Genomic DNA, 13,768 nt, shown 5'->3' with positions numbered 1-13,768 from the left:
CTGAGTCACGGGATGACCCAATGCACAGGGGGCACCCACGGAGGCCGTGGAAGCGTCGACTCGGACCGGGCGGGGGAATGGCGTGGACGGGCGGGGCGGGTAGGTGCGAGCGTGTCGCCCATGCACCTCGAGACCGCCCGCCTCACCATCCGTCCCTGGTCGCACGACGAGGCCGAGCGGCTGCTCGACATCCAGAGCCGCATCGAGGTCGTGAAGTGGCTCGGCGACGGCGAGCCGGTCCTCATGAAGGACCTCGACGAGGCGCACGCCCGCATCGACCGCTACCTCGAGCGCAGCGAGGCGCCGCCGCTCGGCTTCTGGGCCGTCGAGGTCCGTGAGACCGGGGTCGTCGCCGGCTCCGTCATCCTGCTGACCCTGCCGGACGCCGACGACGGCGAGGTCGAGGTGGGCTGGCACCTGCACCCCGACTCGTGGGGCCACGGCTACGCGACGGAGGCGGCGACTGCGGTGATCCAACACGGTTTCGACGGCGGCTTGCCCGAGGTCTATGCCCTGACCCACACGACGAACGGGCCCTCGCAGGCCGTGTGCCGCCGCCTCGGCCTCGACGACCTCGGGGTCATGGAGAAGTGGTACGCGGACGAGTCGCGCGTCTACCGCACCACCCCGGAGCGCTGGGCCAACCGCGCCTGAGTATGCCGTCCGGCCGGCTCAGCCGCCGACGTGCACCTGCGGACGACGGTCGGCGTCGGGCTCGGCCCGCCGGATGATCTCGTGCGTCAGGGGCGGGATGTCGCCCTCGCCGGCGAGCAGGAAGCGCAGCACGTTCTGCCCCGGCGCCTTCTCGCTCCACTCGAAGTAGATGTGGGGCGGCTTGCTGACGCGGTCGCGGACGTCGAGCAGGACCGCAGCGAGGACGTTGGGCACCGACGGGCCGGTCGCGCGCAGGATGTAGTGGCCGCCGACGACGGCGGACCCGACGTGCACGGTCGTCGCGAAGTCGCTCGCGTCGCTGATCTCCACCTCGAGGAAGATCGCGCCCTGCCGGGCGTTGAGGTGGTTGTGCATGCGGACGTCGAGGGACTTCGCGCGGTACTCGTCGCGGTCCCCGGCGTTGATCTTGTTGGCGATGAAACGCAGCGGCTGGGGGCCGAGCGCGGCGTCGTCGAGGATCGCCCGCGCGCTGTCGTCGTAGACGACCCGCTGCACGCGCAGCTCGGTCGAGCGCACGATGCGCGACCAGACGCTGATGACGACGATGAGGGCGATGAAGATCAGGGCGATGACGAGACCCTCGGGGCGCTGCTCGATCGTGATCGTGATCGTGTAGACGAAGATCGCGCTGACGACGGCGAAGAAGGCGGCTGCCGCGCGGTGGCCGCGCCGTAGCTCGGTGAGGAACACGGCGATCGCGGCGGACGTCATGAGCGCGAGCACGCCGGTGGCATACGCCCCCGCCTGCTCGTCGACGTTGGCCCCGAAGGCCAGCGTCACGACGGCGGCGATGAACGACAGGACGAGCACGAGCGGCCGCGTCGAGCGGGCCCAGTCCGGCGCCATGCCGTAGCGCGGCAGGTAGCGCGGGACGATGTTGAGCAGGCCCGCCATGGCTGAGGCGCCGGCGAACCACAGGATGCCGATCGTCGAGATGTCGTAGATCGTGCCGAAGCCCTCACCGAGCAGGTCGTGGGCGAGATAGGCCAGGGCGCGGCCGTTGGCGGGCCCTCCCGGCTGGAACGCCTCGGCCGGGATGAGCAGGGTCGTGACGAGCGAGGAGCCGATGAGCAGGACGCTCATGATGAGCGCGGCGGTCGTCAGCAGCTTGCGCGCGTTGCGGATGCGGCCCTCCGGCTTCTCCGGCGTGTCGGTCGGGTCGCCCTTGACGAGGGGCATGACGACGACGCCCGTCTCGAAGCCGGAGAGCCCGAGCGCCAGGGCCGGGAAGACGAGCAGGGACGCGCCGATGATCCCGAACGGGGCCGAGTGGGCCGAGGTCATCGCCGTGATCCAGTCGCTGAACGCCGTCGGGTGGTCGCCGATCTCGACGACGCCGCGCACGAGCACGACGAAGCTGAGGCCGAGGTAGGCCACGACGAGGACGACGGCGATCCCGATGGCCTCCTTGAAGCCCTTGAGGAAGATGCCGGCGAGGAAGACGAGCAGCGTCAGCGTCACACCGACCTGGTGGCCGGTCAGGGTGCTCTTGAGGTACGGGTTCTCGATGAGGTGGGCGCTCGCGTCCGCCGCCGACAGGGTGATCGTGATGATGAAGCCGGTCGCGACGAAGCCGATGAGGCACAGCACGAGGATCTTGCTCGGCCAGTAGGACAGCAGCCGCTCGAGCATCGAGAGACTGCCGTCGCCGTGCGGGCTCTCGGCCGCGACGCGGCGGTACATCGGGAGGGCACCGAAGAGCGTGATGAGCACGAGGACGAGCGTCGCGACGGGCGACAGCGCGCCGGCCGCGAGGGCCGCGATGCCGGGCTGGTAGCCCAGCGTCGAGAAGTAGTCGACACCCGTCAGGCACATGACGCGCCACCACGGCTGCACGTGCTGCTGCTCGGTCGCCTCGCGCTCGCGCTCGTAGTAGCCGCCCGGGTCGGCCTCCTCGGCGTCGAGGAACCACCGCATCAGGGGTGTGCGCTCCGCGCGCTGTGTGATCACGGCGGCGAAGTCTAGGGGTCGGCGCTGGGAGCGCCCTACCGGCGGCGCGACCGGGACTGGTAGGAGAGGGAGAGGACGACGAGCCCGAGGGCCCACAACGCATGGACGCCGTTGACGACGAGCAAGACGACGACGGACACGTGCGCGACGAGCGCGGTCCACCAGCCGCGGGTGCCGCGGGGCAGCAGGCGCAGGGCGGAGGCCGTGCCGAGCACGTAGACGAGCGTGAAGCAGCCCGTCGCGAGCAGCATGAGCGGGGTGAGGCCGAGGTCGAGCGCGACCGCGAGGACGAGCGAGAGCATCGAGCCGGCCGTGACGAGGGCGATGCTGCGGCGTGGGACCTGTCCGGCCTCGCCGCCCCGCGCCACCCATCGCGGCAGCGCCCCGTCGCGGGCCAGCGCCGCGCCCAGCCGCGAGCCGCCGGCGTAGTAGGCGTTCATCGCCCCGACCGTCAGCAGCACCGCCACGACGGCGGTCACGACGCGGGCCTGCTCGCCGAGGGCGATGGCCATGAGGTCCGAGAGCGGCGCCTGGCTGTGGCCCGTCGCCGGTCCCAGCACGAGGACGCTCGTCGTCGCGAGCCCGAGGTAGAGCACCCCGACGACCGCGACGGCGATCCCCGTCGCGCGCGGCACGTCGCGGCGCGGGTCGCGGTAGTCCCCGGCGAGCGAGGCGACGGCCTCCCACCCCGCGAAGCCCCAGACGAGCACGGCAGCCGCGGTGGCGACGGCGGCCCACCCGTTCGGGGCGAAGGGGGTCAGCGACGCCGTGCTCCCGTGCGGCAGGGCGACGGCCATCGTCGCGGTCATGAGCAGGGCGAGCACGGTCGCCAGGCCGAGCTGCACGCGGCCCGAGAAGCGCAGGCCGGCGAGGTTCATCAGTCCGGTGCCGAGGATGAGGGCCGCCGCGACGACGACGGTCGTCGTGCGTCCGCCGCCCACGACGTCGGCGACGTAGCCGCCGGCCATCATCGAGGCGGGTGGGGCCCCGACGGGCACGGCGAAGTAGAAGCACCAGCCGACCGCGCCCGCCGCGCGGTCCCCGAAGGCCCGACGGACGTACGTCGACACGCCACCGCCGTCCGGGTGCCGGGCGCCCAGTGCGGCGAACGTGCTCGCGAGCGGCACCGAGAGGAGCACGAGCGCCGCCCACGCGAGCAGCGAGGCGGGGCCGGCGACCTCGGCGGCGAGGGCGGGCAGCGTGATGACGCCGGTGCCGAGCACGGCGCCCACCGACAGGGCAGCCCCCTGTGCGACGGTGAGCGTGCCCCCGGTCGTGGAGTGGCCGGGGGTCGAGGTGGCCCCGGGGATGCGTGCGGTCGTCGCCATGGCTCCAGACTCCCGCCCAAGTGGACCGGTCAGAAGCGCCACTTCTTGCCAGACTGTTTGGGCCAATCCAGACTGGTGGCATGGACCTGCACCTCAGCCTCACCGGGTCGGGCGACCTCACCGCCCAGATCTACGCCCAGCTGCGCGCCGCGGTCCTCGACGGCCGCCTCAGCGGGGGCGACCGGGTGCCGGCCTCCCGTGACCTCGCGGCGAGCCTCAGCGTCTCGCGGGGCACGGTGACGGCGGCCTACGACCGGCTCCTCGCCGAGGAGCTGCTCGAGAGCCGTCGCGGGGCCGGGACCTTCGTCGCGACCGGGTGCGTGCCGCCCGCTCGGATGACCGGGCGACGGGCCCGGGCGGGAGCCGTCACCGCCACGTCGCTCTGGGCGACCGAGCCGGACGTGCGGCCTGCGTCCGGTCCGCGGGGCGCGCTCCACGACTTCTCCGTCGGGGTGCCCGACGACTCGCTCTTCCCCCTCGCGACGTGGCGACGTCTCGTCAGCGGCACGCTGCGCCGGGGCCGCCTGTCCGCCGGCACCTACGACGACCCCGGCGCGAACCGTGGCGGGAGCCGTCTCGAGGCCGAGATCGCGAGGTATGCCGGCGTGTCCCGGTCGGTCGTCGCGTCCGGCGCCGACGTGGTGACCACTGCGGGGGCGCAGCAGGCGCTCGACCTCGTCGCGCGGGTGCTCGTCGAGCCCGGCGACGTCGTGGCCGTCGAGGACCCGGGCTACAGCGCCGCGGCCCGCCTCTTCGCGACCCATCGCGCCGTCGTCCGAGGCGTCCCGGTCGACGGTGAGGGGATCGTCGTCGACGCCCTTCCGGACGCGGCCCGACTCGTCTACGTCACGCCGTCGCACCAGCACCCGACCGGGGTCGCGATGTCACGTGCCCGGCGGATCGCCCTGCTGGAGTGGGCCGTCCGGCACGGAGCGGTCATCGTCGAGGACGACTACGACAGCGAGTTCCGCTTCGCCGACCGGCCCCTCGAGCCGCTGCAGAGCCTCGACCGCGACGGGCGGGTCGTCTACGTCGGGTCGTTCTCCAAGTCGCTGCTCCCGGGGCTCCGCGTCGGCTACGCGATCGCCCCGGCGACGCTGACGCCCGCCCTGCGCGAGGCCAAGCGCGTCACCGTCTGGGACGGCGACGTCGTGACCCAGGGGGCGCTCGCGGACTTCCTCGCCGAGGGGCACCACGCTGCCCACGTCAAGCGCGCGACGAAGGTCTACCGCGCCCGGCGGGAGGCGCTGCTCGAGGTGCTCACGAGCCCCGACGGCCTCGGCGACTGGCTCGAGGTCGTCCCGTCGGCGGCGGGCCTGCACCTGTGCGCCCTGCTGCGCGACCCGGACCTCGACGACGTGGCGATCGCCGTGGCCGCCCTGGCCGTGGGGGTGTTCGTCGAGCCGCTGTCGGTGCGGCACCTCGAGCAGCCGGCCCGCCACGGGTTCGCCTTCGGGGTCGGCGGCATACCCCTGACGGGCATCGGCCCGGCGCTCACCGCGCTGCGTGGTGTCCTCAGCTCGAGCCGGCCGGGACGCCCCGTCGGCGGATGATCGCGAACTGCGTCGCGAGCGGGATGATCCCGAGGATCAGGACCATCGGCACGGCGAAGCCGAGGCGCAGGTTGTCCGAGCCCACGGCTCCGGTCAGCACGGCACCGAGCAGCGCTCCGACGTAGTTGAACTGGTTGAAGCGGGCGACGACCTGGTCGGTCTTGTCGATGCGCTCGCCGGCGGAGTCGGCGTCGCCGGCGGCGATGGCACCCGCCGCCGAGAAGCTGAGGGGCGCGATGGTCGCGACGGCGCCGCCGAGGATCGTGAAGCCGACGACGGCGACCACCCACGTCGGCGCGAAGACGATGACGGCGAGCGCCAGGGCGGCGACGACGCCGCTGATCCGGAGCAGCCACACGGCGCCGTGGCGGTCGACGAGACGGTCGCCGACGGTGCGGGCCAGGAGCGTCGCGACGAGGTAGGGGAGCGTGGCGAGCGCGGTGAGCCCCGTCGGGGCGTCGAGCGTGCCGTCGAGGTAGACCGGTCCCCACGTCGTCGCGGCCGTGTCGACCATGTAGAAGAGGACCATCGCGACGCCGAGGAGGGCGATCCGCCGCCACGGCACGTCGACGGTGGCGTCGGTCTCGGCGAGGCGGTCGCGACGGACGTACGGCGCGGCCAGCGCCGCGACGGGGAAGACGAGCAGCGGGAGCAGGGCCGGGCCGAGGTCGACGCCCGACGTCGCCAGCGTGACGAGCGTGCCGAGGATGCCGCCGGCGGTCCAGAAGGCGTGGAAGGAGGGCAGGATCGGTCGGCGGTAGAGGTGCTCGACGGTGACGGCCTGCATGTTCGACGACGCGTCGACGAGGCCGAGCGCGAGCCCGTAGGTCGCGAGCCCGACGACGAAGACCCCGAAGGCCGGTGCGACGAGCAGCACCGCGAAGCCGGCCGTGGCCACGACGAGCCCCACGCGGACGACCATGGCGCTCGACGAGCGTGCGGCGACGAGCTCGGCGACGACCGAGCCGACGCCCGCGAGGAGCACGACCATGAGGAGCAGGCCGCTGACGGCGAGCTCGTCGAGCGACCACTTCTCCTGGACCTGCGGCAGGCGCGTGGTGAGCGAGATGAAGAGCAGGCCCTGGACGAAGAAGGCGGTGCCGGCGGCGAGGCGTGCCCGCAGCAGGGAAGAGGACTCGGCCCGAAGTGTCACGGTGGGTCACACTGTCGGTCGCCAGACCCGCCGTCAAGACTCATGCCGTGGTTCCTCGAGTCAGCAGCAGGCGTCGCCTCGCCAGTTCGAGCGACCCTCGCGGACCGCCACGGCCGCGATGACGAGCGCCGCGACGGGGTCGAGCCACCACCAGCCGAGGAGGGCGTTGGCGAGGAGGCCGACGAGGAGCACGCCCGAGAGGTAGGTGCAGAGCAGCGTCTGGGTGCCGTCGGCGACGACCGCTCCGGACCCGAGCTCGCGGCCCGTGCGCCGCTGCCACCGCGAGAGCAGCGGCATGACCGCGAGCGACAGGGCGGCGAGCGCGATGCCGACGACCGAGGTGTCGGGCTGCTCGCGAGCCACGACGGCGCGCACCGACTCGACGGTGACGTAGGCGGCCAGGGCGAAGAAGGAGACGGCGATGAGGCGGCGGGCCAGGTGCTCGCGCTCCTCCGGCACGGGGTGTCCGAACTGCCAGAGGATGACGAGCCCGCTCATCACCTCGACCGTCGAGTCGAGCCCGAAGCCGACGAGCGCGGTCGAGTCGGCCACGCGCCCGGAGGTGATGGCGACGACCGCCTCGGCGACGTTGTAGGCGACCGAGGCCGCGGCCAGCAGCCGGGCCCGGCGCACGAGCGCGGCCCGCCGTGACGGCGGCAGGAGCGAGAAGACGGGCCGGGACGGGGTGCTCACCAGTCGGCCCCTCGGCACTCGGACCGGTCGGTCGTCTCGACCTGGAGCGTCGCGTGGGCGACGTGGAAGCGGTCGCGCAGCATGGCGCTCGCGGCCTCGAGCACCTCGGGCGCCGCATCGGCACGGGTCGTCACGAGGTGCGCGGTCGCGACGTCCATGCCGGAGGTCAGCGTCCAGACGTGGAGGTCGTGGACCTCGGTGACGCCCGGCACCTCGCCCAGCGCGGCCAGCAGGTCGGTGGGCTCGAGGCCCGTCGGGGCGTGCTGGCCGAGCACGGCCACGACCTCGCGGCCGAGCCCGACGGCACGCACCGCCACGAAGACGGCGATGGCGAGCGCGACGGCGGTGTCCCACCACGCGCTCCCGGTCGCCCCGACGAGGATCGCAGCCGCGATGACGCCGACCGAGCCGACGGTGTCGGCGACGACCTCGAGGTAGGCGCCCCGGACGTTGAGGCTCTCCCCGGCGCCCCCGCGCAGCAGGAGGAGGGCGACGACGTTGACGAGGAGGCCGATCGCACCGACGACGAGCATGGTGCCCGAGGCGATCTCGGGGCTCGAGCCGATGCGCCCGAGCGCCTCGACGGCGATGTAGACGGAGACCCCGAGCATGAGCAGCACGGCGAGCCCCGACGCGAACACCTCGGCACGGTAGGAGCCGAACGTGCGTCGACCGGTCGTGTCGGCGCGCGTCGCGATGCGCGTGGCGACGAGCGCGGCGCCAAGGGTCACGACGTCGGCGGCCATGTGGCCGGCGTCGGAGAGGAGGGCGAGGGAGCCGGACGCGAGACCGGCCGCGAGCTCGACGCAGAAGAAGGCCGCGACGAGGCCGAAGGCGACGGCGAGTCGCCACCGGTGGCGCCCCCCGGCGTGGACCGCGGCGGCGCCCTGGGCCGGCCCGTGCCCGTGCCCGTGCCCGTGGCTCACCGGTGGCGCTCGCCGTCGTGGAGGGCGTGCTCGCGCGTCACGTCGAGGAGCAGGCGGACGTGGGCGTCGGAGAGCCGGTAGTAGATGTTGCGACCCTCGCGCCGACCGGTGACGACGGCCGAGGCGCGGAGCAGCCGGAGGGCCTGCGAGACCGTGGTCTCGGCGGTGCCGGTCGCGGCCGCGAGGTCGCAGACGCAGAGCTCGCCGGCCTCGAGGAGGGCGTAGAGCATCCGGGCCCGGGTCGGGTCGCCGAGCAGCTTGAAGACGCTCGTGACGCGCGCGAGCTCCTCGACGCCCGGGGCGTTGTCGGTGGCCAGGGCGACCTTCTCGGGGTGCACGCACGGGGCGGCGCAGCCGTCGAGTCCAGTGACGGTGCTCATGGTCGTCCCTCTCATCTGAATGGATGATCAGATGTCACTGTCGTGCCATCTGCCCTCCGGCGTCAACCTGGCGGCAGACTGTCCGACATGTTGAGACTGACGGTCACCGTCCCGAGCGAGCTGACCGAGCAGGTCACCGCCGTGCTCGCCGACTCGAGCGCCGTGAGCACGCTGTCCGTCCTGCGCGGCGCGGCGGTGCGCCCGGTGGGCGACGTCGTGCACGCCGACGTCGCCCGGGAGGGGGCCAACGTCCTCGTCGACCGGCTCCGGGACCTCGGGGTCCACGAGGGAGGGACCCTCCAGATCGAGCCGGTCACGACGTGGGTCTCGCGCGCCGGCTTCGAGGCCGACGAGGAGACGCCCGGGAGCAGCGCCGACGCCGTCGTCTGGGCCCAGGTCGCCCAGCGTTCCTACGACGACAGCGAGCTGAACTGGACCTTCCTGTCCTTCATGTCGCTCGCCACCCTCATCGCCGGCATCGCGATCGTCCTCGACTCGCAGATCCTCGTCATCGGGGCGATGGTGCTCGGTCCCGAGTTCGGGGCGATCGCAGCCCTCGGCGTCGCGCTCGTGCGGCGACGCCCGCTCCTGCTCGCGGTCGCGGCCCGCGCGCTCGTCGTCGGCTTCGTCGTGGCCATCGCCGTCACGTGCCTCGCCGGTCTCGCCGGCCGGGCCCTCGGGTGGATCACCCTCGACGACATCTCCGGCGACCGACCGGCCACCGACTTCATCTACTCGCCCGACAAGTGGTCGTTCATCGTCGCGGTCCTCGCGGCTGCGGCCGGCGTGCTGTCGCTGACGTCGGCCAAGCTCGGTGGCCTCAGTGGCGTGTTCATCTCGGTGACGACGATCCCGGCCGCCGGCAACGTCGCGCTCGGGCTCGCCTTCGGGGCGTGGGGCGAGGTGCGCGGCAGCGGCCTCCAGCTCGTCGTCAACATCGTCGGGATGGCGCTCGCCGGCTGGCTCACCCTCGCGCTCCAGAAAGCCGTGTGGTCGCGGGTGCCGGCACCGCGGTCGCACTCGAGGCTGAGCCGCCGGATCCATGCGGAGCCGCGACCGCCCCGCTAGCGTCGAGTCCGTGATGACGCCGTGATGACGCCGCCCGCGGACTTCTCGACCGACCTGCTCGCCGCGGCCCTGCGCGAGATGTGGGTCCTCGAAGTCCGTGAGATCACCTATGTGCCAGTCGGTTTCGGCAGCCACCACTGGCGGGTCGACGCGCACGAGGACGGCCGCTGGTTCGTGACGCTCGACGACTACTCCGGCGCCCGGGCCGACGTCGAGCGCGGCGCCGCCCTCAGCTCGGCGTTCCGGACCGCCCGGGCCCTCGCCGACTCCGGGCTGGACTTCGTCGTCGCTCCCGTCCCGGCGCGCGACGGGGCGGTCCCCTTCGAGCTCGGCCGGCACCGGTGGGTGTCGATGACCCCGTGGCTCGATGCGCCGCGCCTGCCGTCGCCGTCCGAGCAGACGACGGCCGACCGGCACGCCGTGACCGACGTGCTCGCGCGGCTGCACGCGGCCACTCCTCGTGCCGTCGGCGTCGCCGGCACCGACGACCTGACGCTGCCCGGTCGAGCGCTCCTCGACCGGGCTCTCGCGGCCGACCTGCCTCCGGGCGCCGGCCCCTACGGAGCCCGCGCCCGGGACGCCCTGGCCCAGCACGCGGAGGCGGTGCGGCAAGCCCTCGTCGTCTGGGACGAGCGGGCCGTCCGGGACCACGCCGAGCGCGACTCCTGGGTCATCACCCACGGAGAGCCGCACTGGCGCAACGTCCTCTCCGACGCCGACGGTCTCCACGTCGTCGACTGGGACACCGCCCTGCTCGCGCCCGCGGCCCGCGACCTCTGGCACGTCGCGGGCGCCGAGGGCGTCCTCGCCGACGAGGTGCTCGCCGACTACGCCGCGCTGACCGGTCGGACCGTCACGACCGACGACCTCCGCGCTCAGGCGCTGCGGTGGGACCTCACCGAGGTCGCGCTCTATGCCGCCTGGTTCGGTCGGCCCCACGCGGACGACGCCGACGGGGAGATCGCCTGGGGCGGCTTCACGGAGTCGTTGTCGTCGGTCGGGGCGCGGGCGTCGGCAGGGTGAAGGTCGTCGCCAGCGCACCGTTGACGAGCGAGAGCAGGATGCCGGTCTCCTGACGGATGACGGCGTATCGGCTCTGGGCCACCGGCGAGCCCGCCGTCGCCTCGTCGGACGCGGCCCGGGCGAAGAGTCCGAGCGACGCCAGTCGGCCGTAGTAGCTGGGCGCGTCCAGCCCCGGCGGCGGTCCGTTCGCGCCGAGCCGCTCGAGGTGCTGGGCCATGAGGTCGAGCTGGAGCGCGGCGGCGTTGCCGGACAGCGACATCCGGTCGAGCAGCCGCACGTCGACGACGAGGTTCGAGTAGTCAGCCAGCGCAGCGGGCCGGTTGAAGACGGTGCTCGTCGTCAGGCTCGGTCGCGGGAGCGCCGTGACGGTGACCGTCGGGGTGGCCACGACCGTCGCCGTCGTCACGACCGTCGTCGTCGCGGTCACGGTCCGGGTGTCGATCTCCGTCACCGTCACCGTCTCGGTCGGCACCGGCGTGCCCGTGGAGCCGGCCACCTGGCTGAGGTCGATCTCGGGCTTGCCGGACGAGCACCCGGCGAGGGCGAGGGCAGCCGACAGCGCCAGGGCTGCGGCGACCTTGGCTCGGCGCACGACCGGCTCCTGTGCTCGACGTGGACAGTGGGTCGATTGTCATCGTTGGGCCGCCGCCGTGGGACCGAATGCGCGAATCGTCCGTCAGGTGCGCGCCGCCGCGAGCTGCGGGCGCGTGAGGAAGAGCGCGCCGTCGAGCCGTGCCCCGCGCAGGTCGGCGTCGCGCAGGTCCGCACCGAGCAGGTCGGCCCACCGCAGGTCGGCGTCGCGCAGGTCCGCCGCGATGAGCAGCGCGCCCCGGAGGTCGGCCGTGCGCAGGTCACGGCCGCGGAGGTCGGCGGCGACGAGGTCGGCCCCGGCCCGCATCCGCCGGGGAGGAGGGCGTATGCCGTCACGCCGCCTCCGCCGTGCGCGTGCCGTCGCGCTGGCGGCCCGCAGCAGGCCACCGACCCGGGACCGCACGGCGACGAGGTCCACCGCGAGCAGCTCGTCCGGAGAGGCGGCCGTCGAGGTCCTGACCTCCTCGGCGGACGCGGCGAGGCCGGTCCGCGTCGCCTCGTCCGGCTCGAGCGCGAGGGCGTCACCGAGGTGGGCGAGCATCTCGTGCAGCTGTCGCATGACGGGCAGGACGGCATACATCGTCGGGGCGGTCTCGGGGGCCTCGCGCCACGAGACGCCGCCGAAGGTCACCTGCGAGACCTGCTGGCCTGCGCCGAAGCAGTCGAACGTCACGCACCCGCGCCACCCGCCCTCCAGGAGCCGGTCGTGGATGCCGCACCGGTGGTCGGCGAGGAGGTTGCGGCAGGGCTCACCGCCGGCCTTGTCGACGGGGAAGTCGGCCGACCGGGCGAAGGGGAGCGCGACGCAGCACAGGCCGAAGCACCGCGAGCAGTCGGCCTCGAGCGCCGGCGCCCCGTGGGAAGGGGTGCTCACGGCAGCTCGTCGCTGACCATCGTCGTGCGGTCCGTCCCGCCGCCCTCGGCCGGGGTCTCGTAGCGCACCGGCATCCCGGGAAACCCCGGCGCGAACCAGAAGGTCGCGACGCCGCCGCCGGCGCCGTCGTCGACGGCGTAGCGCAGCGCGTCGACGGTGCCGAGCGGGAGCTCCACCGTGTCGGGCGTGACCGTCACCGCGGACACGGGGAAGGACGCGTGGCCCTGGAGCTGGAGCCACGTCGTGCGCCCCTCCTCGATCTCCCCGTCGCGCCGGCCGTCGGTCCCGATCCGCCAACGCTGCATGGTCGCTCCGTCCTCGTCCGGGGCGACGAACCGGTTGACGCGCTGCCACGACGGTCCCTCGGCGGGCTCCACGAGGAGGGTGATCGTGCGTCCGTCGGGACACCCCGCGCGGATCTCGTCGGCGGTGAACGGCGTCGGCGCGGTGCCCGGTTCGAGCACGTGGGGATCGCTCATCCCGCCAGTATCACGGGCCGTCGGGCACCCCGTCACCGTCGAGGTCGACGACGAGCTTGCCGAGCGTGCCGTTCGCGAAGTCGGCCAGGGCGGAGGGCGTGTCCGTGAGCGAGTAGGCGCGCTGGATCGTCACCGACGTCAAGCCGTCGACCTGGTTCGCGGCGAGCCGGCCGAGCAGCTCCGGCGTCGGGTTCGCGGCGATGGGGACGAAGACGTCGGGCACCTCGGGGAAGCCCTCCGTCGAGAAGACGAGGGTCGACACGAGGGTGCCGCCCTGACGGAGCGTGGGCACGAGGGCGGACGCGTCCCCGGCGAGGTGGATGACGACGTCGACGCCCTCGGGGTGCGTGGCCCGCAGACCCGCCGTGACGTCCTCGCGGTAGTCGATGACCTCGCTCGCCCCGAGCCGCCGGACGAGCTGCTGCTCCGCCTCCGTGGACCCCGTCGCGATGACGTGGGCGCCGGCCTGCGAGGCGAGCTGGACGACCTGGTTGCCGACGCCGCCCGTCGCGCCGGTGACGAGGATCGTGCGGCCCGGCGCCGGGTGGGCCGCCTCGATGCACGCGAGGGCCGCGGCGCCGGCGAGCCCCAGCGCCGCTCCGTGGGCGAAGTCGACGCCGTCGGGCAGGGGCGCGACGCCGATCGCCGTCGGCACCGTGACGTACTCGGCGAACGAGCCGTCGCCGAGGAAGTCCTTCGTCACGACGCCGAAGACCCGGTCGCCGGTGGCGTAGCCCTCGACACCGGGACCGACCGCGTCGACGGTGCCGGCGAAGTCCTTGCCGAGGACGAGCGGGAAGCGGTGCTCGAAGTAGCCCGTGAAGAAGCCGTGGACCACACCGAGGTCGAAGCCGTTGACCGCGGCCGCCCGCACCCGCACCCTCACCTCACCCTCGCCGGGATCGGGAACGTCGATCTCCTCGACGGTCGGGGTGGCGTGGAACTCGTGGAGGACGATGGCGCGCATGGCGGGTCTCCTGGCGGACGCGACGGCAGTGGAGGGTGCGGCCTCGGCCGGGCATCCCCCGCCGTGCTCGAGTCGAGCCACCTCGACGCTACGCCGGGCGCGAACCCG

The 13,768-nt window shown here is 73.7% G+C and carries 14 protein-coding genes; 4 read left to right on the top strand and 10 right to left on the bottom strand.

The window, feature by feature from the left end:
• Positions 1–120 precede the first annotated feature (120 nt).
• The gene (locus ASE25_RS21540) at positions 121–654 is read left to right on the top strand and encodes a GNAT family N-acetyltransferase (protein ID WP_056827387.1); all 534 of its coding nucleotides are present in this window, start codon (positions 121–123) and stop codon (positions 652–654) included.
• Positions 655–672: 18 nt separating this feature from the next.
• Here the strand turns inward: ASE25_RS21540 and ASE25_RS21535 are convergent, their stop codons facing one another.
• Entirely contained in the window at positions 673–2,592 is a 1,920-nt protein-coding gene (locus ASE25_RS21535; protein WP_056778901.1) for an APC family permease, read from the bottom strand.
• 68 nt (positions 2,593–2,660) lie between these two features.
• The gene (locus tag ASE25_RS21530; RefSeq protein ID WP_056778898.1) at positions 2,661–3,953 is read right to left on the bottom strand and encodes an APC family permease; all 1,293 of its coding nucleotides are present in this window, start codon (positions 3,951–3,953) and stop codon (positions 2,661–2,663) included.
• A gap of 80 nt (positions 3,954–4,033) precedes the next feature.
• Here ASE25_RS21530 and ASE25_RS21525 point away from each other — a divergent pair, with 80 nt between their 5' ends.
• Positions 4,034–5,506, top strand: coding sequence for a PLP-dependent aminotransferase family protein (locus ASE25_RS21525; RefSeq protein ID WP_056827384.1), 1,473 nt, complete (start codon positions 4,034–4,036; stop codon positions 5,504–5,506).
• On the opposite strand, the gene ASE25_RS21520 is transcribed toward ASE25_RS21525, so the two are convergent.
• Genes ASE25_RS21520 through ASE25_RS21505 form a run of 4 tightly spaced genes read right to left on the bottom strand, consistent with a single transcriptional unit; the run spans position 5,469 to position 8,658 of the window.
• A complete protein-coding gene (locus tag ASE25_RS21520; protein ID WP_056778891.1) occupies positions 5,469–6,659 on the bottom strand; it encodes an MFS transporter in 1,191 nt (396 codons plus the stop codon). The two genes, ASE25_RS21525 and ASE25_RS21520, sit on opposite strands and share 38 nt — an antisense overlap.
• Positions 6,660–6,719: 60 nt before the next feature.
• On the bottom strand, positions 6,720–7,352 hold the full coding sequence (locus tag ASE25_RS21515) for a cation transporter (protein ID WP_235508795.1): 633 nt from the start codon (positions 7,350–7,352) through the stop codon (positions 6,720–6,722).
• On the bottom strand, positions 7,349–8,278 hold the full coding sequence (locus ASE25_RS21510; protein ID WP_056827383.1) for a cation diffusion facilitator family transporter: 930 nt from the start codon (positions 8,276–8,278) through the stop codon (positions 7,349–7,351). The genes ASE25_RS21515 and ASE25_RS21510 overlap by 4 nt, the downstream gene beginning before the upstream one ends.
• The gene (locus ASE25_RS21505) at positions 8,275–8,658 is read right to left on the bottom strand and encodes a helix-turn-helix transcriptional regulator (protein ID WP_020141942.1); all 384 of its coding nucleotides are present in this window, start codon (positions 8,656–8,658) and stop codon (positions 8,275–8,277) included. Before ASE25_RS21505 ends, ASE25_RS21510 begins: the two co-directional genes overlap by 4 nt.
• 87 nt (positions 8,659–8,745) lie before the next feature.
• On the opposite strand from ASE25_RS21505, the gene ASE25_RS21500 reads away from it, so the two are divergent.
• Together ASE25_RS21500 and ASE25_RS21495 are read left to right on the top strand one after the other, a co-directional pair.
• The gene (locus ASE25_RS21500; RefSeq protein WP_056778884.1) at positions 8,746–9,726 is read left to right on the top strand and encodes a DUF389 domain-containing protein; all 981 of its coding nucleotides are present in this window, start codon (positions 8,746–8,748) and stop codon (positions 9,724–9,726) included.
• A 24-nt stretch (positions 9,727–9,750) separates the two neighbouring features.
• Positions 9,751–10,749 (top strand): phosphotransferase, encoded by a 999-nt coding sequence (locus tag ASE25_RS21495; protein WP_056827380.1) that lies wholly within the window; start codon positions 9,751–9,753, stop codon positions 10,747–10,749.
• On the opposite strand, the gene ASE25_RS21490 is transcribed toward ASE25_RS21495, so the two are convergent.
• The 4 genes from ASE25_RS21490 to ASE25_RS21475 form a co-directional block, all read right to left on the bottom strand.
• Complete coding sequence (locus ASE25_RS21490; protein WP_056778876.1) at positions 10,703–11,341, bottom strand: hypothetical protein; 639 nt, start codon at positions 11,339–11,341, stop codon at positions 10,703–10,705. The genes ASE25_RS21495 and ASE25_RS21490 overlap by 47 nt on opposite strands.
• Before the next feature lie 84 nt (positions 11,342–11,425).
• Positions 11,426–12,214: a pentapeptide repeat-containing protein gene (locus tag ASE25_RS21485; RefSeq protein WP_056827378.1), complete on the bottom strand. Its 789-nt coding sequence runs from the start codon at positions 12,212–12,214 to the stop codon at positions 11,426–11,428.
• Positions 12,211–12,693 carry a hypothetical protein gene (locus tag ASE25_RS21480; protein WP_056827376.1) on the bottom strand — a complete coding sequence of 161 codons (483 nt, stop codon included), beginning with the start codon at positions 12,691–12,693 and terminating at the stop codon, positions 12,211–12,213. The genes ASE25_RS21485 and ASE25_RS21480 overlap by 4 nt, the downstream gene beginning before the upstream one ends.
• A gap of 10 nt (positions 12,694–12,703) precedes the next feature.
• The gene (locus ASE25_RS21475) at positions 12,704–13,660 is read right to left on the bottom strand and encodes an NADP-dependent oxidoreductase (RefSeq protein WP_056827374.1); all 957 of its coding nucleotides are present in this window, start codon (positions 13,658–13,660) and stop codon (positions 12,704–12,706) included.
• Positions 13,661–13,768: the final 108 nt, after the last annotated feature.

It is taken from the genome of Terrabacter sp. Root85, assembly GCF_001429185.1.
Lineage (GTDB): Bacteria > Actinomycetota > Actinomycetes > Actinomycetales > Dermatophilaceae > Terrabacter.
Note: the sequence above shows the minus strand (reverse complement) of the source record. Positions and strands in the feature narration are given on the sequence as shown.

What these genes read in the sequence shown, in the direction of transcription:
- ASE25_RS21540 (WP_056827387.1), top strand. Translation starts at nt 121, where the DNA reads ATGCACCTCGAGACCGCCCGCCTCACCATCCGTCCCTGGTCGCACGAC.
- ASE25_RS21535 (WP_056778901.1), bottom strand. Translation starts at nt 2,592, where the DNA reads ATGCGGTGGTTCCTCGACGCCGAGGAGGCCGACCCGGGCGGCTACTAC.
- ASE25_RS21530 (WP_056778898.1), bottom strand. Translation starts at nt 3,953, where the DNA reads ATGGCGACGACCGCACGCATCCCCGGGGCCACCTCGACCCCCGGCCAC.
- ASE25_RS21525 (WP_056827384.1), top strand. Translation starts at nt 4,034, where the DNA reads ATGGACCTGCACCTCAGCCTCACCGGGTCGGGCGACCTCACCGCCCAG.
- ASE25_RS21505 (WP_020141942.1), bottom strand. Translation starts at nt 8,658, where the DNA reads ATGAGCACCGTCACTGGACTCGACGGCTGCGCCGCCCCGTGCGTGCAC.
- ASE25_RS21500 (WP_056778884.1), top strand. Translation starts at nt 8,746, where the DNA reads ATGTTGAGACTGACGGTCACCGTCCCGAGCGAGCTGACCGAGCAGGTC.
- ASE25_RS21495 (WP_056827380.1), top strand. Translation starts at nt 9,751, where the DNA reads ATGACGCCGCCCGCGGACTTCTCGACCGACCTGCTCGCCGCGGCCCTG.
- ASE25_RS21480 (WP_056827376.1), bottom strand. Translation starts at nt 12,693, where the DNA reads ATGAGCGATCCCCACGTGCTCGAACCGGGCACCGCGCCGACGCCGTTC.
- ASE25_RS21475 (WP_056827374.1), bottom strand. Translation starts at nt 13,660, where the DNA reads ATGCGCGCCATCGTCCTCCACGAGTTCCACGCCACCCCGACCGTCGAG.